The sequence below is a fragment of the Chitinophaga jiangningensis genome, assembly GCF_900142605.1.
Taxonomy (GTDB): domain Bacteria; phylum Bacteroidota; class Bacteroidia; order Chitinophagales; family Chitinophagaceae; genus Chitinophaga; species Chitinophaga jiangningensis.
On sequence record NZ_FRBL01000006.1, the window covers coordinates 240,662 to 261,942 of the forward strand.

Consider the following 21,281-nt stretch of genomic DNA (forward strand, 5'->3'; position numbering starts at 1 on the left):
TTAACATTAACAATATAGACGATGTTACAGCCAAAAAGAGTGAAACATAGGAAGATGCACAAAGGTCGCATCAAAGGGAACGCTAAAAGAGGCGCAACCCTGTCCTTTGGTACTTTCGGCCTTAAAGCATTAGAACCTAAATGGATCACTGACCGTCAGATCGAAGCTGCTCGTGTTGCTTTGACCAGACACATGAAACGTGAAGGTAACGTTTGGATCCGTATTTTCCCTGATAAACCAATCACCGCTAAACCACTGGAAGTGAGGATGGGTAAAGGTAAAGGTGCTCCAGACCATTGGGCAGCAGTAGTGAAACCAGGTAGAATTCTGTTCGAAGCAGCAGGCGTTCCTTTACAAGTTGCTAAAGAAGCAATGGAACTCGCAGCTCAGAAACTGCCTATCAAAGTGAAATTTGTAACCAGCCGCGACTTCGTTGCATAATCAGCAGGTACACATTTTTAAAACACATTCCAGTCCCCATGAAAATGGGTACTGTTCAAACTCAATACAATGGCAAAAGAAAAGCTGGATCTGAAAGGCCTGAGCGAACAGGAGCTGAAAGAGAAAATCTCTGCTGAGCAACTGCGCTTGAAGAAGATGACATTCGGTCATGCAATTACGCCTATCGAAAATCCAATGAGCATCCGCTCTGTGAGACGCGATATCGCACGCATGAACACCGAACTGCGTAAAAGACAACTGGGCTTCTAATCCTCCTAGTAGTATTAGCATAACATTTAAGGCCTCCTCCGGGAGAGTTAAATATTTCAACAATGACGACCGAAAGAAAATTAAGAAAATCCAGGATTGGTGTGGTGTCCTCTAACAAAATGGATAAAACCATTACTGTTAAAGTGGAACGTAAAGTAAAGCACCCAATCTATGGTAAGTTCGTTAAAAAAACTACCAAGTTCATGGCTCATGACGAAAACAATGAGTGCAGCATTGGCGATACCGTGAAAATCGCGGAAATCCGTCCTATGTCTAAGAACAAATGCTGGAGACTGGTAGAAGTAATCGAAAAAGTAAAATAATTATTCTTTGTTTCAAGCTGTGGCCGGCAATCCCGGTTCCAGCCGCTGACTAAACAAAATAAATCTCATTACGATGATACAACAAGAATCAAGGCTGAACGTAGCTGATAACTCTGGTGCTAAAGAAGTTCTTTGCATCCGCGTGTTAGGTAACTCCGGTCAGGACTACGCTAAAGTAGGTGATAAAATTGTGGTGACTGTTAAGGATGCTATTCCTGGCGGTGGCGCGAAAAAAGGTATGGTTACTAAAGCCGTAATCGTAAGAACCAAAAATAAATTACGTCGTAAAGACGGTTCTTATATCCGTTTCGATGATAACGCGGTTGTACTGCTGAACAACTCAGACGAACCTCGCGGTACCCGTATTTTCGGTCCGGTTGCCCGTGAGCTCAGAGACAAGGGTTATATGAAAATTATCTCCCTGGCTCCTGAAGTGTTATAATAGAATTATTATCGAATTTGGAATTTTGGTGTTTTCAGGCATTTTTCCCCGAAAATCCCAAAATTCCAATATTTGTAAATATTTCTTATCTTTGCAGCCCGTTTGCAAGAACGAAAAAACATTTATCAAGCGAAACAGACGTTTCGCTTGGCGTTTAATAATAAATCAAAGTAATGAAAACTAGATTTAAGCCTAAATTCAACATTAAGAAGGGCGACCTGGTTGCGGTTATCGCAGGTGATGACAAGGACAGGACCAAAGCTCGTAAAGTGCTGGAAGTTCAGCCTGACAAAGCCCGCATTATTGTAGAGGGCGTTAACATTATTACCAAACACACCAAACCGACTGCACAGAATACCAAAGGTGGTATCGTGAAGCAAGAGGCTCCTATCGCTATCTCTAACGTGATGCTGTGGGATGCTAAAACTGGTGCTCCTACCCGTGTTAACAAACAGAGAGAAAACGGTAAATTAGTTCGTATCGCTAAAAAATCAGGGGAGGTAATTAAATAATGGCAAACACTAACTATACTCCGAGACTGCAGACCAAATACAAAAACGAAGTAGTTGCTGCGCTGAAGAAGAAATTCAACTATAAAAGCGTTATGCAGGTACCTCGCCTGACTAAAATCTGCTTGAACCAAGGTATCAACGGTGCTGTAGGTGATAAAAAACTGGTAGACATCGCAGTAGACGAAATGACCCGTATCGCTGGTCAGAAAGCTATCGCTACCCTGTCTAAAAAGGATATCTCCAACTTTAAGCTCCGTAAAAACATGCCAATCGGCGCTCGCGTTACCCTCCGCGGTGTTAACATGTACGAGTTCCTGGATCGTCTGATCTCAGTTTCTCTGCCACGTGTACGTGACTTCAAAGGTATCAACGAAAAAGCTTTCGACGGTCGTGGTAACTATACCATGGGTGTTACCGAACAGATCATCTTCCCTGAAATCGATATCGATAAAGTGACTAAGATCTCCGGTATGGACATCACTTTCGTGACCACTGCTACCACCAACGAAGAAGCTTATGAGCTGCTGAAAGAAATGGGTATGCCTTTCAGAAACATGAAAAAAGATAATCAGTAAACGATAATATACTATGGCAAAAGAATCCGTAAAAGCCAGACAAAGGAAAAGAGAAGCTATGGTTGCTAAATTTGCAGAAAAACGCGCTGCGCTGAAAGCTGCTGGTGACTTCGCTGCTCTGGACCAACTGCCTAAAAACGCTTCTCCTGTTCGTCTGAAAAACAGATGCCAGCTGACCGGTCGTCCTAAAGGATACATGCGTCACTTCGGCCTCTGCAGGAACATGTTCCGCGACCTGGCTCTCGCTGGTAAAATCCCTGGTGTTAGAAAAGCCAGCTGGTAATATCCCGGTAGCAGTTTAACTGCTCCAAACAATTAAGTTATTTGATTCCCATCTTATACTGATTGGATATCGCATTGTAAAACATCATCAAACTATTTAAACAATGGTTACTGATCCAATAGCAGACTTCCTGACTCGTATCCGGAACGCGCAAATGGCCACCCACAGGATTGTGGAAATTCCGGCTTCCAAGCTGAAAAAACGTATTACAGAAATTCTGTACGATAAAGGTTATATCCTGAAGTACAAATTCGAAGAAGATAACAAACAAGGCGTAATCAAAATCGCTTTGAAATACGATCTTCAAACTAAAGAACCCGCTATCAAAGAACTGACTCGCGTAAGCCGTCCAGGTCTGCGTCAGTACTCTAAACCAGAAGACTTCAAACGTGTGAAGAATGGTTTGGGTATCGCTATCATCTCTACTTCCAAAGGAGTAATGACTGATAAAGAAGCTAAAGCTCAGAACGTTGGTGGTGAAGTAGTTTGCCACATCTACTAATAAATCTTTTGTTTACCGGTTGGTCTCCAACCGGTAAACTGCGTAGATTGTCCGCCATCTAAGCTCACTATACGGCGCTGAAAACGGATAATCGGTACTATAACAATAACAACTTTAAACTTAAAGTTATGTCTCGTATAGGTAAAGCTCCTATCAAACTGGCTGCAGGTGTTACAGTTACTGTTTCCCCAGCCAACGAAGTAACCGTAAAAGGCCCTAAAGGTGAACTGAAAAGAACCATCGACAGGGATATTAAAGTAGAGGTTGCTGACGGCGTTCTGAACGTTGTTCGCCCTACTGATCAGATCCGTCACAAAGCGCTGCACGGTCTGTATCGCGCATTGCTGCAGAACATGGTTACTGGTGTAACTGATGGGTTCAAAAAACAACTGGAACTGGTGGGTGTTGGTTACAAAGCCACTCACGCTGGTCAGCTGCTTGATCTCGCACTGGGTTACTCTCACAATATCGTATTCGAAGTTCCTGCTGAACTGAAGGTTTCTACCCTGACTGAAAAAGGTCAGAACCCTAAAATCATGCTGGAAGGTACTGATAAACAACTGCTCGGTCAGGTTGCCGCTAAACTGCGTAGCCTGCGTAAACCAGAGCCTTATAAAGGTAAAGGTGTTCGCTACTCCGATGAGGTTGTACGTAAGAAAGCTGGTAAATCAGCAGGTAAATAAAATATTTAAGTTAGCTAATCAGCTCAAAAAAGCTGGTTAGCTGATTTTAACACAATCCCGGCAGCATCGGGATTATAAAACTAAAACTCACAATGAGCACAAAAGTTAACAGGAGACAGAAGATCCGTTACCGCATCCGTAAGAAAATCTCTGGTTCTGCACAGACACCAAGATTCTCTGTATTCCGCAGTAATAGCGATATCTACGTGCAGCTGATCGACGATACCAACGGTACTACCCTGGTTGCTGCATCTTCCCGTGATAAAGATATCAAAGCACAAAAAGGTACTAAATCTGAAAAATCTAAAATGGTTGGTGCTGCAGTAGCTGCTAAAGCAATTGCATTAGGTCTGACCAAATGTGTATTCGACAGAAGCGGTTACTTATACCACGGTCGTATCAAAGCGGTTGCTGAAGGTGCAAGAGAAGGCGGTCTCCAATTTTAATAAAGGGTCCGAATTTTATAATTCTGAACAAGTAATTCTTATAAAATAAAATGGCAAAGAATTCATTCAATAAAGTAAAAGCCGGTGACCTGGAACTGAAAGAGAAAGTTGTGGCGATCAACCGTGTTACCAAAACCACCAAAGGCGGTCGTACTTTCAGCTTCTCCGCGCTGGTTGTAGTAGGTAACGAAAACGGCGTGGTAGGTCATGGTCTGGGTAAAGCTAAAGAAGTACAGCAAGCTATCACAAAAGGTATAGACGATGCTAAAAAGAACCTGATTAAAGTTCCAGTTATGCACGGTACTATCCCTCACGATCAGTTCGCAAAAGAAGGTGCTGCCAAAGTTCTGATTAAACCAGCTGCTCATGGTACTGGTGTAATCGCTGGTGGTTCTATGCGTGCTGTGCTGGAAAGCGCTGGCGTTACCGACGTTCTGGCTAAATCTTTAGGTTCTGCAAACCCACACAACGTGGTAAAAGCTACCTTCAAAGCACTGGGTCTGCTCCGCGAACCAGTTAGCGTAGCTAAAACCAGAACTATCGCTCTGAAAAAAGTATTCAACGGTTAATCTGTTCTCCGCAAGGAGAACCGGTTTAACCCGGAGAAGTGCTAACATATTTTTTAACAATTAAATTACTCCGCCCCCGGCGGATAGGGATTTATGGCAAAGATTAAGATCACTCAGGTGAAAAGTGGTATCGACCGTCCTGAAAGGCAGAAACTGACCTTGAAGGCGCTGGGTCTGACTAAAATGCACGCTTCTGTTGAAGTTGAGGCAACTCCTCAGGTCCTGGGTATGGTTACCAAAGTAAACCATCTGGTAAAAGTTGAGCAGGTAAACGGTTAATCACCTAACACTGCTGTGGGATTGTCTGCTGACAATCTTACCTTTACATTTGCAACTTTACAACAGATATTATACATTTAAGCGAGCGGTTAATTTCCGCGCAAGTAAAAAAAATTAACATCATGAATCTGCATTCATTACAGCCTGCACAAGGCTCTGTACATAAAGAGAAACGTCTCGGCCGCGGTGAGGCTTCCGGTAAAGGTGGTACTTCCACAAAAGGTAACAAAGGTATTCAATCCCGTGCTGGTTACTCCAGCAAGAGAGGCTTCGAAGGAGGTCAGATGCCTATCCAGCGCCGTATGCCTAAACGTGGTTTCAAAAATAATAACCGCGAAGAATACCAAATCTTCAACCTGGGCCAGATCGATCACTTAGTTGAAAAATATGGTCTGCAGGAGTTCAATCTGGACAACCTGTTCATGAATGGCCTGATCAACAGAACTGCTAAAGTTAAGATCCTGGCTAACGGTGAACTGAAAAGCAAAGTGACTGTTAAAGTAAACGCTATCAGCGAAAAAGCTAAAACAGCCATCGAAGCAGCAGGTGGATCAGTAGAACTGGTATAAGACTTTACGACTGAGGAGACGCCTACGGAGTAGTGCGTCTTTTCATATTTAATAGCGCTATTAAACCTTTGTCTTCCTGTGAAGAAATTTATCGAAACGATCAAGAATATCTGGAGTATTGAGGACCTGCGTAACCGCATCTTAACCACCCTGCTCCTGGTCCTCATCTACCGTGTAGGATCCTATATCACTTTACCTGGTATTGATGCCAACGCTCTCTCCAACTTTTCCAAGAGTTCTAACCAGGGGATTCTGGGGCTGTTCAACATGTTTGCAGGTGGATCGTTTTCAAGGGCTTCCATCTTTGCGTTAGGTATCATGCCTTATATCTCCGCGTCTATCGCTATCCAGTTGTTAACGATAGCAGTACCTTATTTCCAGAAATTACAGAAAGAAGGAGAAAGCGGCCGCAAAAAGATCAATCAGTACACCCGTATCCTTACAGTTGTGGTAACTGGATTCCAGGCAAGTGCTTACGTGGCCTATCTGCGTAATCAGTCTGGTGGCGCTATTATCCCTGAGTATGGCACCTTCTTCTTCTGGTTATCTACCACCATCGTCCTCACAGCAGGTACCCTGTTCGTGATGTGGCTGGGTGAGAAAATCACGGATAAAGGTATCGGTAACGGTACTTCCATCATCATCATGATGGGTATCCTTGCCCGTCTGCCTCAGGCTATCCTCGCTGAATTCTCTACTAAAGTAGAAGGTGGTGGCGGTGGTCCGATCCTCTTCCTGATCGAGATTGCCATCTTCATCCTGATCACTGTAGGATTGATCCTCCTGGTACAAGGTACCCGCAAAATTCCGGTTAACTACGCAAAACGCATTGTAGGCAATAAACAATATGGTGGTGTACGTCAGTTCATCCCGCTGAAAGTGAATGCTGCCGGTGTAATGCCGATCATCTTCGCCCAGGCTATCATGTTTATTCCTGCCACCGTTATCGGTTTTGCCACTTCTTCTGAAAGTGCTTCCAGCTTCATCCGTATCTTCTCTGATCATACGAACGGCTGGTACAACGTGATCTACGGTGTGTTAGTAATTGTATTCACTTATTTCTATACTGCACTCATCTTCAATCCAACTCAAATGGCGGATGAAATGAAGCGCAATAACGGTTTCATCCCTGGTGTTAAACCAGGTACCGCTACTGCTGATTACATCGGCGCGGTAATGGACCGTATCACGCTGCCTGGTGCATTCTTCCTGGCGCTTGTAGGTATTCTTCCAGGTGTTGCTGCCGCTTTCCGCGTTAACAGCAACTTCGCTACCTTCTTCGGTGGTACCTCCCTCCTCATCATGGTGGGTGTTATCCTGGATACCCTGCAGCAGATCGAAAGCCAGCTGCTCATGCGTCATTACGACGGCTTAATGAGCACCGGCCGTATCAAAGGCAGAACAGCCCCGGCAAACGCTTAAGCTATCAGGCTGCCCGCAAGGGCATAGAAATAAACATAGCCACAGAAGCATAAACCCATTTTTATGCTTTAGTGGCTATGTTATTTAACTGTCAGGTTAGAAAAAGATTGTTATGATTCAATATAAAACAAAAGAAGAGATAGAACTCATCCGCAAAAGTGCGCTGCTCCTGAGCGATGCACTGGCAGAAGTAGCCCGTACCATCAAACCTGGTATGTCTACCCTGGAAGTGGATGCAGTGGCCGATAGATACATTGTTGATCATGGCGCTACTCCTTCCTTCAAAAACTATAAGGGATTCCCTGCTGCCTGCTGCATCTCCGTAAACGAAGCAGTAGTACACGGTATTCCTGATAAATATGTGCTGAAAGACGGTGATATCGTGACGGTAGACTGTGGAGTGTTCATGAACGGTTTTCATGCCGACAGTGCCTATACCTTTGCTATCGGCAACGTGGCAGACAACATCCTTCGCCTGATGGGCGCTACCAAAGCCTCCTTATATAAAGGTATCGAGAAGGCGATTGTAGGTAACCGTATCGGGGATATCTCCTACGCTATCCAGGAATATACTGAAAAGGAGAGAGGCTACGGTGTGGTAAGAGAACTGGTTGGGCACGGCCTGGGTCGTCACCTGCACGAAGATCCACAGGTCCCTAACTACGGTAAACGCGGTAGCGGACCCGTAATGAAAGAAGGCCTGGTGATCGCTATCGAACCAATGATCAACCTCCGCTCCAAAGATGTGGAATACCTGGAAGATGGCTGGACAGTTGTGACCAGGGATAACAGCCCATCCGTTCATTTTGAGCATACGGTGGCTGTTGGGAAAGGAAAAGCGGATATTTTGTCCAATTTTGCAGAGATCGAAAAGGCGGAGAAAAACAACCCAGAATTGAATACAAACTATTAATTATAAATAGGATACCTATTCATATTTAGTAGTATTTAATAAAAAGAGAGATAGGATTAAATTAAAAGACGGGCAATAGTAATAATAATCCGGGGAAATTTTTCTATTTCAAAAGATAATCGCTATCTTTGCAGTCCTAAAAATTTTTATGGCAAAACAGGCACTCATTAAGCAGGATGGAATTATATTAGAAGCCTTATCAAACGCTATGTTCCGTGTAAAACTGGAAAACGGGCACGAGATTCTGGCCACCATTTCTGGAAAGATGAGAATGCACTACATCCGCATTCTGCCAGGAGATAAGGTGGGGGTTGAAATGAGCCCGTACGATTTGTCAAGAGGCCGTATAATTTTCAGATACAAGTAAGCGCGGGAGCAACGGTGTAGTACGGAAATACAATTTTAAAATATAACCTTTTATAAATAAATCATCATGAAGGTAAGAGCTGCAATCAAAAAAAGAAGTGCGGATTGTAAAATAGTTCGTAGAAAAGGTGTTCTGTTGGTGATCAACAAAAAGAACCCTCGCTTCAAACAACGTCAGGGGTAATTAGTTTCTTGACGGAATTTGATTTTTTAATCAGAATCATATAAAAATAAAATAGAAATATGGCACGTATAGCCGGTATAGATCTTCCTAAAAATAAAAGAGGAGAAATTGGCCTCACCTATATTTTCGGTATAGGCCGTTCTACCGCCCAATATATCCTGAACAAGGCGGAAATTGATGTAAACAAAAAAGTGAAGGATTGGAACGATGATGAACAAGCTGCCATCCGTAACATTATCAACGGCGAGTTTAAGGTAGAGGGTCAGCTGCGTTCCGAGGTGCAAATGAATATCAAGCGTCTGCTGGATATCGCTTGCTACCGTGGTCTGCGTCACAGGAAAGGTTTACCGGTAAGAGGTCAGCGCACCCGTACCAACAGCCGTACTCGTAAGGGTAAACGTAAGACAGTGGCTGGTAAGAAAAAAGCAACTAAGAAATAATAAATAAAATCCCAGGTTGAAATCCCGAATTCCAAGGTGAGGGGGTTTCAAGTGACACACTTAGGGTGTTGATTTGGGATCTGGATTTCAATATTTGGAATTTAATATCATTATGGCAAAAGCAACTAATACAAAAACTGCTGCTAATAAAAAGAGAGTAGTAAAGGTAGATAACTACGGAGATGTTCATATCTCTGCTAGCTTTAACAATATCATTGTAAGCATTACCAACAAACACGGTCAGGTTATCTCCTGGTCTTCTGCTGGTAAAATGGGCTTCAGAGGTTCTAAAAAGAACACTCCATACGCAGCTCAGCTGGCTGCACAGGATGCTGCTAAAGTTGCTATGGACGCCGGTCTGAAAAGAGCAGATGTATTTGTGAAAGGTCCGGGTGCTGGTCGTGAGAGCGCTATCCGTGCTATCGCAAACTCTGGTATCGAAGTGAGCATGATTAAAGACGTTACTCCTCTGCCTCATAACGGTTGCCGTCCTCCTAAGAAAAGAAGAGTGTAGGAATATATTATTGCAGATTCCAGATACTGGTCAGGATATAACTGACTGGTGTCTGGACTTTGTAGTTTAATATTTATAAAAATGGGTGTATGATCAGGTTTTTAGATTTTTTGAAGAGCATACATCATTAACTAAAAAATCTTTATTATTTTCAATTATGGCAAGGTACACAGGACCAAAGACCAAAATTTCCAGAATTTTTGGTGAACCCATTCTCGGTAATGGTAAGTATTTAGGTAAAAACAGCAACCCTCCGGGTCAGCATGGCGCAAACCGCAAACGTAAACAATTAGGCGAATACGCACTGCAGCTGAGAGAAAAACAGAAAGCAAAATACACTTACGGTGTACTGGAGCGTCAGTTCCGCAACCTGTTCGACGAAGCTAACCGTAGAAAAGGTGTTACTGGTGAGGTATTGATCAAATTACTGGAAGCTCGTCTGGACAACACCGTGTTCCGTCTGGGTATCGCTCCTTCCCGTCCTGCTGCTCGTCAGCTCGTGTCTCACAAACACATCACTGTTAACGGTATCCTTGTTAACACTCCTTCTTTCCAACTGAAACCAGGTGATATTGTATCCCTGAAAAACAAAACCGCAAACAATACCGCTCTGACCAGCGTTATCCGTGGTAAAAATCCTAAATTCAGCTGGCTGGATTGGAACGAGAAAGAAATGAAAGGTACATTCATTGCTTATCCTGAGAGAGAGAGCGTTCCTGAGAATATCAAGGAACAACTGATTGTGGAATTGTATTCTAAGTAATAAATACTAGTCCATGGCTCCGGCCATGGACTAACTTCATATTTAAACTCATAAATCTATCATATCAATGGCAATTTTAAATTTCCAGAAACCTGATAAGATCGTATTGCAGAAGTCTACCGACTTTGAAGCTCAATTCGAATTCCGACCATTAGAACCAGGTTATGCTGTGACTATCGGTAATGCGTTGCGTCGCGTGCTGTTGTCTTCTTTGGAGGGCTATGCCATTGTGGGTATTAAGATTGAAGGGGCTGATCACGAGTTCGCTACACTGAAAGGTGTTACCGAAGACGTTACAGAAATTATTCTGAACCTGAAACAGGTTCGTTTCAAGAGAATTTCTGAAAATGATGTGACGAACGAAAAGATCACACTGTCAATCAAAGGTAAAACCGAATTCCGTGCAGATATGATCGAAAAAGCCACCAGCGCTTTCCAGATCATGAACCCGGAATTACTCATCTGTACCCTCGACCCATCTGCTAAGATGGATATCGAGCTGACTATCGGTAAAGGCCGTGGTTACGTTCCTGCAGAAGAGAATAAACCTAAGGATGCAGTGTTTGGCTATATCGCCATCGACTCTATCTTTACGCCAATCAAAAACGTAAAGTACAGCATAGAAAATACCCGTGTGGAACAAAAAACCGACTATGAGAAACTGATCATGGAGGTTGTTACCGACGGTACTATTCACCCTGAAGAAGCAGTGAAGCAGGCTTCCCGCATCCTCATCCAGCACCTGATGATCATCACAGATGAAAACATCAGCTTTGATACCAAAGACGCTGAAAAAGAAGATGTAGTAGACGAACAAACACTGCAGCTCCGTAAGATACTGAAAACACCTCTCGAAGATCTCGATCTGAGCGTACGTGCATTCAACTGTCTGAAAGCAGCTAAAATCAACTCCCTGAGCGAACTGGTACAGTACGAACAGGAAGAACTGATGAAATTCAGAAACTTCGGTCAGAAATCTCTGAGCGAAATCGAACAGGTACTGGGCGAAAGAGGTCTGCACTTCGGTATGGACCTGTCCAAACTGAAACTCGACGAAGAATAATCTTTATATCCCCTTTTCACCACAAGTGTGAAGGGGATTCTTATTTTTTATAAAAGTACCCTGCAATTCCTGACACGGTGCAGGGGTAAAATCAAATGTCATGCGTCACGGAGTTAAATTAAACAAATTAAGCAGAACAGCTGCACACCGCAAAAGCCTGATGTCTAACCTGGCTTGCGAACTGATCAGTCACAAACGTATCACCACCACTTTGGCTAAAGCTAAAGCACTGCGTGTTTACGTTGAACCAATCCTGACCAGAGGTAAAGCCGACTCTACTCACAACCGTAGAATCGTTTTCTCTTACCTGCAAGACAAAGAAGCTATCAAAGAACTGTTCGGTGTGATCAGCGAAAAAATCGCTAACCGTCCTGGTGGATACACCCGTATCATTAAACTGGGTAAACGTGTAGGTGATAACGCTGAAGTTGCAATGATTGAACTGGTTGATTTCAACGAAATCTACGGTAAATCTGCCGCTGCTGAAAAAGCTCCTGCTAAGAAAACACGCCGCGCTGGTGGTGCTAAGAAAAAAGCTGAAGATGAAGTTGCTCCTGCTGCTGATGCTTCAACTGAAGAAAAATCAGCTGAGTAATTTATTCAATAGATTACAATACTTGGAAAGGCCTCGCATTGCGAGGCCTTTCTGCTTTATAGCCTTAACATCTACCTAAATATATTTATAAAAAATTGTATATTTACCGTAGCGAAATACCATAAAAACCTGACCGTCCCTATGAAATACCTGATTTGTGCAAACTGTCAGCATCCCAATGTCATGAAGTCTGAGTACCAGACCTTCTGTGAATCCTGTGGCAAAAAATTTCAAATTACTTTTGCAGACTGGCGTCAGTCGCACCCCATGGCTACCTTTGCCGAATTTCAGCAAACAGTGGGCGTCACCATCAAAGTTCCCCGCAAAAATATATTCACCGCCTGGGTAAACCGGCAGATGCAGCCACAGAACCGGGGAAAAGTGATTATCTTCTTTACTCTTCTGTTTATCTGTATCGCTGGTGCAGGTACACTCTTCGGGAAAAGGGCCGTATATACGCTCCTATATCCGAAAGTACCTACATCAAGCTTATATGCCGCCTGGCATACCGCCACCATTGGCCGGCATGCGCTGGAAATCAGCACGCCACTTAAATTATGGGTGCACGACCAGCCCCTTAAACCGGAAGAGGCCGCCAGTGTGGAATACTCAAAAACTTACCGGAATGAAGATGGCGGTGGTGTACAAATAGCCGTCAACCTGCGCAGTTACAAGCCGGGATCCGATAACTCCCTGGAATCGGCAGTAAGCAGCAGTCACAAAGCACTGCAGGATGGAGGAATGGTCACGGATATCCAGTGCAAATCTGTTCCGGTATTAATTTCCGGATTACAGGGAACCCTGGAGGAAGGAACCTATATATACAAAGGCGCTATCAAGCTCAGCTTTTCAAACCTCGTCATAGTGCGGGAAAGCAGCCGTTGGCAGATCCATATTAACTACCGGGACGATGACCCTGTGGGGCAGGAAGTAGCCGCCCGCGTACTGAAATCTGTTAAAATTAAATAGCGATTACAAATCTGAGGTAAAAAAATCTGGAATTAAGGCTTGCATTTCATAACTTTGCACGGTTTTTTATCCGAACCTTCCTGGGCACAAGCCCTCGAAGGTTTTTTTTAAAAAAATAAAACAAGACAGATACCAGAAATGCCTCAGACAAGAACCATCCAACCTGCCATACTGCTGTTAGACGACGGTACGGTTTTTCAGGGAAAAGCTTTTGGGAAAATTGGCACTGCTGCCGGTGAGTTAGCTTTCAATACCGGTATGACGGGTTACCAGGAAGTGTTTACAGACCCTTCCTACAAAGGACAGGTCCTTATTATGAACAACTGCTACATCGGTAACTACGGGACTAAGTCCGATGACGTAGAAAGTAGCACTGTTAAGATCAGTGGTCTGATCGCTAAGAATATCGCGTACAACTATTCCAGGAAGATGGCCGATGAATCACTGGAAAAGTTCCTGGCCGACAACAACCTGGTAGCGATTTATGATGTAGACACCCGCGCGCTGGTTTCTCATATCCGCAGCAAAGGTGCTATGAACTGCATCATTTCCTCCGAGATCCTGGACGTAGACCAACTGAAAGCTGAACTGGCGAAAGTTCCTTCCATGGAAGGCCTCGCACTCAGCCAGGAAGTTTCTACCAAAGAAGCTTACACTGTAGGTGATCCGGAAGCAGCTATCCGCATTGCGGTGATGGACAACGGTGTAAAGCGTAACATGCTGAAATGCCTGTCTGAAAAAGGTGCCTACCTGAAAGTATTCCCAACCGACACCAAATTTGAAGTAACGGAAGAATTCAAACCTAACGCCTACTTCATTTCTAACGGTCCTGGGGATCCGGCCCCGCTGAAATATGCGATTGATACTGTAAAACAGATCCTGGCTGCTGAAAAGCCGCTGTTTGGTATCTGCCTCGGTCATCAGCTGCTGGCGCTGGCACACGACATCCCAACTTACAAAATGCACCACGGTCACCGCGGTTTGAACCATCCGGTGAAAAACCTGCAGACCGGTTTATGTGAAATTACTACCCAGAACCACGGTTTTGCTGTAGACGCGAAAGCGGTGGAAGCGAATCCAAATGTGGAAGTAACACACATCAACCTGAACGACAATACCGTAGAAGGTATCCGGATCAAAAACAAGCCTGCGTTTTCTGTGCAGTACCACCCTGAGTCCACTCCGGGCCCGCACGACAGCCGCTACCTGTTTGATGATTTCTTTACCATGATCAAGGCTAACATGAAATAATTCAGTTAGATCAGATATTTTCTTTTAGAGGGTCCCTTCGCGGTGTCGCGGAGGGATTTTTTTTGTATTTAGCTTTCTCTGGGTTCAAATGAATGCCGAAGGCATTCATTTGAACCCAGAGAACACCCGTGCCGCAGGCACGGGTGTTCTCTGGAATATGATAATGTATATAAATGACACGGTCCCGAAGAGTCGGGACCGTTGCATTTTAAAATTCCACGTTATGAAAACAAACGAAAAATATCACCATGCCGAGGCACGGGTATGTTCCGCCGTTTTATTACATAACAATATTATAAAAAAAACATGTGCAATAAGTAAAAGGAGTGGGTAAATTTTTCGAAATCACGGGAAAAAGCGACAAAAACGCAATAATCAGGGACGAAATCAGCCTTTAGGGCAAAAAAATACGGCTCTGTGATCAGAGCCGTTTGCCTTTATAAATTCCACGTTATGAAAAACTGATACAAAAATACGATATTTTGCTAAAACGTTTTAGTTAAACTTAGTTTTTTTACAGATTGTTGATAATTCCATTTTCTCAATCCTGTAATTGTAATCCAAAGGTCGGACCAAAAGAACGTTTTGAAAAATTCTGCAGGTTAAATTATTCTTAAACAAGTTTAGATTTTGCAAAATTCATCGTATATGTAAATATTTTTATTTTTGGTTGTTTTTGATTTCTTTGTTGTTTCTGTATCAAATATACGAAACAAAAATCGAAAATTACAAGAGGTGCACCTAAAAAAATCGTGTTTTTGGACAAAAAACAATATATAAAATTTTTTATAATGTGTTTTATGCTCTTATTTTAGCATCCACCTCCTGCAATGGATTTTTTTTATTTGATAGCCGTACGGCCAGGATATACTTTTAAAGCTTCTGCCAGGCTTATCATCGCACTCCGGATATCCTCCAGGTTTAGCACATAAGCCAGTCGCACCTCATTCAATCCCAGTCCGGCAGTAGCATAGAAACCGGTAGCAGGCGCCATCATAACTGTTTGACCCTCATACTGGAAATGCTCCAGAATCCACTGACAGAACTTATCGGAGTCATCAATTGGCAGCTGCGCCATGGCATAAAACGCCCCACCGGGATTCGGACAGAATACGCCCGGAATTTCGTTGAGCATTTTTACCAACAGGTCACGGCGACTCTGATACTCCGCCTTAATACCGTCGAAGTAGTCTGCTGGCAGATCCACAGCGGCTTCACCAGCGATCTGTGCAAAGGAAGGAGGGCTCAGGCGGGCCTGTGCAAACTTCATGGTAGCATCCAGTACTTCCTGGTTTTTGGTAACAAATGCACCGATACGGCCACCACAAGCGCTGTAACGCTTGGAAATAGTGTCCATCAGGATTACATTGTTGTCCATACCTTCCAGGTTGGCAGCGCTGAAATGTTTGCCACTATAGCAAAACTCGCGGTATGCCTCGTCGGAAAACAGGTACAGGTTATGTTTCAGACACAGGGTTTTTAACACCTCCATCTCTTCTTTACTGTACAGGTACCCGGTTGGGTTATTAGGGTTACAGATCAGGATTGCTTTGGTGCGTGGAGTAATTGCTTTTTCGAAATCCTCCATGGCAGGCAGGGCAAAACCGGTGCTGATATTAGCAGTGATAGTTTTAATCTTAACTTCAGCTTCTACGGCAAAACCATTGTAGTTCGCGTAAAATGGTTCCGGCACAATGATTTCGTCTCCCGGATCGAGGCAGGCCATAAATGCAAACAGGATGGCTTCGGAGCCACCGGTGGTTACAATAATCTGGTTGTGATTCACTGCGATATCGAAACGCTTGTAATATTCCACCAGTTTGCGGCGATAACTTTCGTTGCCGGCGCTGTGACTGTATTCCAGAATTTTAAAGTCAGAATGACGTACCGCATCCAGGATTTGTTTTGGTGTTTCAATGTCCGGCTGACCGATGTTGAGGTGATATACCTTTACACCTTTCTTCTTTGCTGCTTCAGCAAAAGGGACAAGTTTTCTGATGGGAGAGGGCGGCATAACCTTCCCTCTCTGGCTAATGGTAGGCATATAATTGTTTTGATTCTTTTGCGTTGCAAAGATAGGTGAATTAGATGTCTGGATATCAAACATAAAGGCAACAAAAAAGCCTTACAGACTATCTGTAAGGCTTTTTCTATGAAGAAATAACTTGTGTTATTTGCTGGATGGACTTCCTACTGTACCAGTCAGATGCAGTTCTTTGTCTGAATCCACTCCTCTGAATTTAACCCAGATAGTTTTGTTTTGCTGGCCGATGCTGCTCGCGTTGTAGCTGGCAGTCACCTTGCCTTTTTTGCCAGGGAGAATTGGTTCACTCGTCCATTTTGGAGTCGTGCAACCGCAGCTCGCTCGCGCCGCTTCAATCAAAACTGGTTCTTTTGAGATGTTAGTGAATTCGAAATCAACTGTCACCGGCTTGTTCAAATCGGTTTTGCCGAAATCAATGGTTTCTTTCGCGAATTTAACCTTCGCGTCAGCAGGGTTTTGTTGTGCCCAGAGTGCTGTTGAGATCAACAGAGTTGCAAATAGGGATAGAAGAAACTTTTTCATTTTATACTGGTTTTAAAAGCGACTGGTTAAAAAAAATAAATTTTTCCAAGTTCTCAGACAAATTTACGGCCAAAAACTGTTTGTTACCTAACAATTTATTAAATTCTTATTAAAAAAATCAGATTATTTTAAATATGAATTTTCAAGGCATTTCCGAACTGTATAATTAACCTTACTTTTGTACTTTAACCATGAGGCATGATAGAAAATAACGAACTCGCTATGAATATAGAAAGCCGGTTGTCATTCGAAGAATTCCGCAAGGAGGTGTTAAATGACTACAGGTTGGCCTGCGTAAGCAGAGAAGTTAGTCTGCTCGCCCGTAAGGAGGTTCTTACCGGTAAAGCTAAGTTTGGCATTTTTGGAGATGGAAAGGAAGTGGCGCAGATAGCGATGTCCAAATATTTTCAGCCGGGGGACTTTCGCTCAGGTTATTATCGCGACCAGACTGTAGCTTTTGCTACGGGCATCGCCACTCCTGAACAATTCTTTTCGCAGTTATACGCCGATCCGGATGTGAACCATGATCCGTTTTCCGGTGGCCGACAAATGAACTCGCACTTTGCTACTCCTAATATTGATAAGGAGGGTAATATGCTGCCATTGGTAGAGATGAAGAATTCTGCTGCTGACATGGCACCTACCGCCGGCCAGATGCCCCGCGCATTAGGTCTGGCCCTGGCATCCAAGCTTTTCCGTAAAGTGGAGGAGCTGCAGGATATGAAACACCTCTCTAACGGCGGTAACGAAATCGCGTTTGCTACTATCGGTGACGCCTCTACGTCGGAAGGGCATTTCTGGGAAACCATGAATGCTGCTGGTGTATTGCAGGTGCCACTGGCTGTATTCGTATGGGACGATGGTTATGGCATTTCTGTACCACGTAAATACCAGACTACCAAAAACTCCATTTCCGCAGCCCTCGAAGGATTCCGTAAAGCTAACGGAACCAATGGCTTCGACATATATAATATCAAAGGCTGGGATTATGCCGGCATGTGCGAAGTACTGGAATCTGCCATCCGCAAGATCCGTGAAACCCACGTCCCCGCACTCTTCCACGTGGAAGAAATCACTCAGCCGCAAGGCCACTCTACCAGCGGTTCCCACGAGCGTTACAAAAGCAAGGAGCGCCTCGCCTGGGAAAAAGAATTCGACTGTAACGTAAAAATGCGTTCCTGGATTCTGGAAAATGCCCTGGCAGATGAAGCTACACTCACAGCCATCGAAGCGGAAGCAAAAACTACCGCCCAGGATGCCCGTAAATCAGCATGGGAAAAATACATCACGCCGATTAAAGCCGATGTTCAACAGTTTATAGCAACTGCTACGCCGGTACTGGCGATTGCAGGCAGCAAAGCAGAATTTGTACAGAAGGCCATTCATGAAGTGCAGACCAATCGCGAGCCGCAACGCCGCGATATCCTGAAAGCTGCCGCTGCTATCCTTGTACGCCTCAAAGCACAGAAAAACGAAGCAGCAGTACAACAACTGCAAGCTTACTACGATACCTACTTCCAACAGGAAAAGGAAAACTATACTTCAGGTTTACACGCATCCGGCGCCAATTCCGCGCTGAATGTGCCGGTTATCCCTGCTCAATACGGCGATGAGCCTACCGTTATCAACGGTTACGAAGTACTGAACAAATACTTTGACCAGCTCTTTACCAACAACCCAAGAGTATTTGCTTTTGGTGAGGATGTGGGTAAAATAGGAGATGTAAACCAGGGCTTTGCAGGCCTGCAACAAAAGCATGGAGGTTTCCGTATAGCCGATACCGGTATCCGCGAACTCACCATCATGGGGCAGGGTATAGGGATGGCTCTCCGCGGCCTTCGCCCAATTGCTGAAATTCAGTATCTGGATTACCTGCTGTACGGACTGCAACCACTCAGCGATGATGTGGCGTCCCTGCAATACCGTACCAAAGGCGCCATGTACTGTCCGCTGATTGTACGTACCCGTGGTCACCGCCTCGAAGGTATCTGGCACAGCGGCTCTCCAATGGGAATGATTATCAACTCCCTGCGGGGTATGTATGTTTGCGTGCCACGTAACATGGTGCAGGCAGCCGGTATGTACAATACCTTACTGCAAGCCAATGAGCCTGCTATTGTGATTGAATCACTCAACGGTTACCGCCTGAAAGAAAAACTGCCGGTTAACCTCGACGCATACACGGTGCCATTAGGTATCCCTGAAATTTTGAAACAGGGGGATGACGTGACCATCGTTACTTACGGTTCCATGACCCGCATCGTGGAAGAGGCAGTAAGTACACTCGAAGAACTGGGTGTTTCCTGCGAAGTAATTGATGTGCAAACGTTATTACCTTTCGATATCAATCACCTCATTGTTGAATCACTGAAGAAAACCAACCGCATCCTCTTTGCTGACGAGGACGTGCCAGGTGGTGGTACCGCCTACATGTTCCAGCAGGTGATGGAAGAGCAGGGTGGTTACCGTTGGCTCGACGTAGCGCCACGCACCCTGAGCGCACAGGCCCACAGGCCGGCGTATGGCTCTGATGGCGATTACTTCTCCAAACCAAATGCAGAAGATGTGATCAAAATAGTGATGGAAATGATGGAAGAATAGCCGACAAACCATCTCATAATATAAAAAAGACCGATCGCCAGGATCGGTCTTTTTTTGTGTCATAATACTGCCAGAAAAAAAACCGGTATTAGCGAATAATAAATGTAAAAATTACCTTCATTTTGTTGAAGACCCGACCCAGCGCAAATCTGATTTAAACAGTGGACAAGCACCAGTGAACGTAGTTAATTCCATTTGTACACGGAGCACTTAATATATGCTAAACCAAAATCCGATCACGCATGAAAAAGTACCCTATTATTATGCTTTGCCTGCTGCTGGCAGCATGTGCAAAAAGCATTGACAGTGAACTGGCAGAAAAAAGTAATTCCCCAAAAGCCACTACCGAGCTGGTTACAACGGACACGGTTACACTATACAGTAACGGTTACGTATATCCGAAAGAGCAAAGCAATGGGTATGGCACCATCGGCACCTCCGGGCTCGGCGCCTGGACGGATACTTCCGGCATCACCAGGGTTTACTTCTATCCAACTACTACCGGTAGTATTAATGTATCTATCCGCGTAAAGGCTCCTGGCAACACCAATACGCTGCGTATCCGCCTGGATAGTTCAGGTACTGCCTACAACGTAGTGGTAAACCAAACCTCTTCCTATGTTACCCTCAACGTAGGATCATTTAATATTTCGTCGGCTAACTATCATTGCATAGAGATCAAAGCCGTTACAAAAAATGGTACTTACCTGCCGGATGTACAGTCGGTGGTGATCACCAGCTCACTGGGGCTCAAGTACAATAAGAGCCAGTATCGCGGTGCACCGGCTACACACCTGAGCTATAAGTATCCGGGCGACAGCGCCATTTCCTGGTTCTACACAGAAGTAAACGTGCCTTCCGGCGCAGATCCGCTGTATGCCTATTACATGACCAATGGCTTCTGGGATGGTTATTTCGGTATTCAGGTAAATTCCCCGACAGAGCGCAGGATTCTTTTCAGCATCTGGAGTAATTACAACACCAATGATCCGAATGAAATTCCGGCGGATTATGCGGTAACACTGGTGCGAAAAGGCACAGGCGTTGTGGATAATGCCTTTGGTAATGAGGGGTCCGGCGGACAAACCTACCTCGTATTTCCATGGGTAACCGGCAACACGTATAAAATGCTGGTACACGCCGAGGCTGCTGGTACACATACACTTTTCACCGCCTGGTACTATGCGCCTGAAAACGGTGCCTGGAAACTGCTGGCAGAATGGGATAAATCCAAAACCAATGGACAGCTGCTGGGAGGATTATATTCCTTTGTGGAAAACTTTGGCAGTAACGGTCAAAATTATTTCAAAGCCCGCTATGGCAACCAGTGGGTACGTACTAAAAATGGCAACTGGATAGAAGTGACACAGGCTTCTTTCACTACCACTGCTTCTGATGCGGCGCACCAGCGATATGATATTGGTGCAGGCATTGAAACAAGTATGATGTATATGTACAGTGGTGGTTTCCGCCAGGTGGGTAATAGTGTAGGCGTAACCTACACGCGTCCATCCAGCGGCAGCGCGCCGTCAGTAAACCTTTCCACACTTCCTTAATGAGGCGGTGCTCCGTGTAAAATAGGCGAAGCCACTACAAAGCATATAAGAGTGCTGGTGTAGTGGCTTCTTTAAATAAATGAATTAAATCAGTTGCAGGCTTAGTTAATTATTTATGGCGCTGCAAAGGTGGGGTAATATTTCAGTCTTTAGAATGGCGGTGATCTTAATTAATGATTTCTTT

At 44.4% G+C, this 21,281-nt stretch carries 28 protein-coding genes; 26 read left to right on the top strand and 2 right to left on the bottom strand.

Features of this window, described 5'->3' with window-relative positions:
• The first annotated feature begins 21 nt into the window (after nt 1–21).
• From rplP to carA, 24 genes are all read left to right on the top strand, one after another.
• On the top strand, nt 22–441 hold the full coding sequence (gene rplP, locus BUB18_RS16505) for a 50S ribosomal protein L16 (protein ID WP_073083196.1): 420 nt from the start codon (nt 22–24) through the stop codon (nt 439–441).
• 69 nt (nt 442–510) lie between these two features.
• On the top strand, nt 511–711 hold the full coding sequence (gene rpmC / locus BUB18_RS16510; protein WP_073083198.1) for a 50S ribosomal protein L29: 201 nt from the start codon (nt 511–513) through the stop codon (nt 709–711).
• Between the two features lie 62 nt (nt 712–773).
• Complete coding sequence (rpsQ, locus tag BUB18_RS16515) at nt 774–1,034, top strand: 30S ribosomal protein S17 (RefSeq protein ID WP_073083200.1); 261 nt, start codon at nt 774–776, stop codon at nt 1,032–1,034.
• 73 nt (nt 1,035–1,107) lie between these two features.
• Entirely contained in the window at nt 1,108–1,476 is a 369-nt protein-coding gene (gene rplN, locus BUB18_RS16520; protein WP_073083202.1) for a 50S ribosomal protein L14, read from the top strand.
• Nucleotides 1,477–1,649: 173 nt separating this feature from the next.
• On the top strand, nt 1,650–1,988 hold the full coding sequence (gene rplX / locus BUB18_RS16525) for a 50S ribosomal protein L24 (RefSeq protein ID WP_073083204.1): 339 nt from the start codon (nt 1,650–1,652) through the stop codon (nt 1,986–1,988).
• Nucleotides 1,988–2,563, top strand: coding sequence for a 50S ribosomal protein L5 (rplE, locus tag BUB18_RS16530; RefSeq protein WP_073083207.1), 576 nt, complete (start codon nt 1,988–1,990; stop codon nt 2,561–2,563). Before rplX ends, rplE begins: the two co-directional genes overlap by 1 nt.
• 13 nt (nt 2,564–2,576) lie before the next feature.
• A complete protein-coding gene (gene rpsN / locus BUB18_RS16535; RefSeq protein WP_073083209.1) occupies nt 2,577–2,846 on the top strand; it encodes a 30S ribosomal protein S14 in 270 nt (89 codons plus the stop codon).
• A gap of 103 nt (nt 2,847–2,949) precedes the next feature.
• Nucleotides 2,950–3,348: a 30S ribosomal protein S8 gene (gene rpsH, locus BUB18_RS16540; RefSeq protein ID WP_073083212.1), complete on the top strand. Its 399-nt coding sequence runs from the start codon at nt 2,950–2,952 to the stop codon at nt 3,346–3,348.
• A 128-nt stretch (nt 3,349–3,476) separates the two neighbouring features.
• Nucleotides 3,477–4,031 carry a 50S ribosomal protein L6 gene (rplF, locus tag BUB18_RS16545; RefSeq protein WP_073083215.1) on the top strand — a complete coding sequence of 185 codons (555 nt, stop codon included), beginning with the start codon at nt 3,477–3,479 and terminating at the stop codon, nt 4,029–4,031.
• Between the two features lie 92 nt (nt 4,032–4,123).
• Nucleotides 4,124–4,477 carry a 50S ribosomal protein L18 gene (gene rplR, locus BUB18_RS16550; protein WP_073083217.1) on the top strand — a complete coding sequence of 118 codons (354 nt, stop codon included), beginning with the start codon at nt 4,124–4,126 and terminating at the stop codon, nt 4,475–4,477.
• Nucleotides 4,478–4,527: 50 nt separating this feature from the next.
• Nucleotides 4,528–5,046 carry a 30S ribosomal protein S5 gene (gene rpsE / locus BUB18_RS16555; protein WP_073083219.1) on the top strand — a complete coding sequence of 173 codons (519 nt, stop codon included), beginning with the start codon at nt 4,528–4,530 and terminating at the stop codon, nt 5,044–5,046.
• Between the two features lie 93 nt (nt 5,047–5,139).
• On the top strand, nt 5,140–5,325 hold the full coding sequence (gene rpmD, locus BUB18_RS16560; protein WP_073083222.1) for a 50S ribosomal protein L30: 186 nt from the start codon (nt 5,140–5,142) through the stop codon (nt 5,323–5,325).
• Nucleotides 5,326–5,447: 122 nt separating this feature from the next.
• Nucleotides 5,448–5,894, top strand: a complete 447-nt coding sequence (rplO, locus tag BUB18_RS16565) for a 50S ribosomal protein L15 (protein WP_073083224.1) — start codon at nt 5,448–5,450, stop codon at nt 5,892–5,894.
• Between the two features lie 78 nt (nt 5,895–5,972).
• Nucleotides 5,973–7,316 carry a preprotein translocase subunit SecY gene (secY, locus tag BUB18_RS16570; protein ID WP_073083227.1) on the top strand — a complete coding sequence of 448 codons (1,344 nt, stop codon included), beginning with the start codon at nt 5,973–5,975 and terminating at the stop codon, nt 7,314–7,316.
• A gap of 112 nt (nt 7,317–7,428) precedes the next feature.
• Entirely contained in the window at nt 7,429–8,229 is an 801-nt protein-coding gene (gene map / locus BUB18_RS16575) for a type I methionyl aminopeptidase (RefSeq protein WP_178372151.1), read from the top strand.
• A 148-nt stretch (nt 8,230–8,377) separates the two neighbouring features.
• On the top strand, nt 8,378–8,596 hold the full coding sequence (gene infA / locus BUB18_RS16580) for a translation initiation factor IF-1 (RefSeq protein ID WP_012789309.1): 219 nt from the start codon (nt 8,378–8,380) through the stop codon (nt 8,594–8,596).
• Between the two features lie 66 nt (nt 8,597–8,662).
• A complete protein-coding gene (rpmJ, locus tag BUB18_RS16585) occupies nt 8,663–8,779 on the top strand; it encodes a 50S ribosomal protein L36 (protein ID WP_073083232.1) in 117 nt (38 codons plus the stop codon).
• Nucleotides 8,780–8,838: 59 nt separating this feature from the next.
• Nucleotides 8,839–9,219 carry a 30S ribosomal protein S13 gene (gene rpsM, locus BUB18_RS16590; protein WP_073083235.1) on the top strand — a complete coding sequence of 127 codons (381 nt, stop codon included), beginning with the start codon at nt 8,839–8,841 and terminating at the stop codon, nt 9,217–9,219.
• Between the two features lie 112 nt (nt 9,220–9,331).
• The gene (gene rpsK / locus BUB18_RS16595; RefSeq protein WP_073083840.1) at nt 9,332–9,733 is read left to right on the top strand and encodes a 30S ribosomal protein S11; all 402 of its coding nucleotides are present in this window, start codon (nt 9,332–9,334) and stop codon (nt 9,731–9,733) included.
• A gap of 157 nt (nt 9,734–9,890) precedes the next feature.
• Nucleotides 9,891–10,496, top strand: coding sequence for a 30S ribosomal protein S4 (gene rpsD, locus BUB18_RS16600; protein ID WP_073083238.1), 606 nt, complete (start codon nt 9,891–9,893; stop codon nt 10,494–10,496).
• A 67-nt stretch (nt 10,497–10,563) separates the two neighbouring features.
• Complete coding sequence (locus BUB18_RS16605) at nt 10,564–11,559, top strand: DNA-directed RNA polymerase subunit alpha (RefSeq protein WP_073083240.1); 996 nt, start codon at nt 10,564–10,566, stop codon at nt 11,557–11,559.
• Nucleotides 11,560–11,659: 100 nt separating this feature from the next.
• Entirely contained in the window at nt 11,660–12,154 is a 495-nt protein-coding gene (gene rplQ, locus BUB18_RS16610) for a 50S ribosomal protein L17 (protein WP_073083243.1), read from the top strand.
• A gap of 141 nt (nt 12,155–12,295) precedes the next feature.
• Nucleotides 12,296–13,123 carry a hypothetical protein gene (locus BUB18_RS16615; protein ID WP_073083245.1) on the top strand — a complete coding sequence of 276 codons (828 nt, stop codon included), beginning with the start codon at nt 12,296–12,298 and terminating at the stop codon, nt 13,121–13,123.
• Between the two features lie 138 nt (nt 13,124–13,261).
• Entirely contained in the window at nt 13,262–14,374 is a 1,113-nt protein-coding gene (gene carA, locus BUB18_RS16620; RefSeq protein ID WP_073083247.1) for a glutamine-hydrolyzing carbamoyl-phosphate synthase small subunit, read from the top strand.
• Nucleotides 14,375–15,215: 841 nt separating this feature from the next.
• Here the strand turns inward: carA and BUB18_RS16625 are convergent.
• Together BUB18_RS16625 and BUB18_RS16630 are read right to left on the bottom strand one after the other, a co-directional pair.
• Nucleotides 15,216–16,418, bottom strand: coding sequence for a pyridoxal phosphate-dependent aminotransferase (locus tag BUB18_RS16625; RefSeq protein ID WP_073083250.1), 1,203 nt, complete (start codon nt 16,416–16,418; stop codon nt 15,216–15,218).
• Between the two features lie 126 nt (nt 16,419–16,544).
• Nucleotides 16,545–16,940 (bottom strand): DUF1573 domain-containing protein, encoded by a 396-nt coding sequence (locus tag BUB18_RS16630; RefSeq protein ID WP_073083253.1) that lies wholly within the window; start codon nt 16,938–16,940, stop codon nt 16,545–16,547.
• A 198-nt stretch (nt 16,941–17,138) separates the two neighbouring features.
• Here BUB18_RS16630 and BUB18_RS16635 point away from each other — a divergent pair, with 198 nt between their 5' ends.
• A complete protein-coding gene (locus BUB18_RS16635) occupies nt 17,139–19,541 on the top strand; it encodes an alpha-ketoacid dehydrogenase subunit alpha/beta (protein ID WP_073083255.1) in 2,403 nt (800 codons plus the stop codon).
• A gap of 242 nt (nt 19,542–19,783) precedes the next feature.
• Entirely contained in the window at nt 19,784–21,097 is a 1,314-nt protein-coding gene (locus tag BUB18_RS16640) for a DUF3472 domain-containing protein (protein ID WP_073083257.1), read from the top strand.
• Nucleotides 21,098–21,281: the final 184 nt, after the last annotated feature.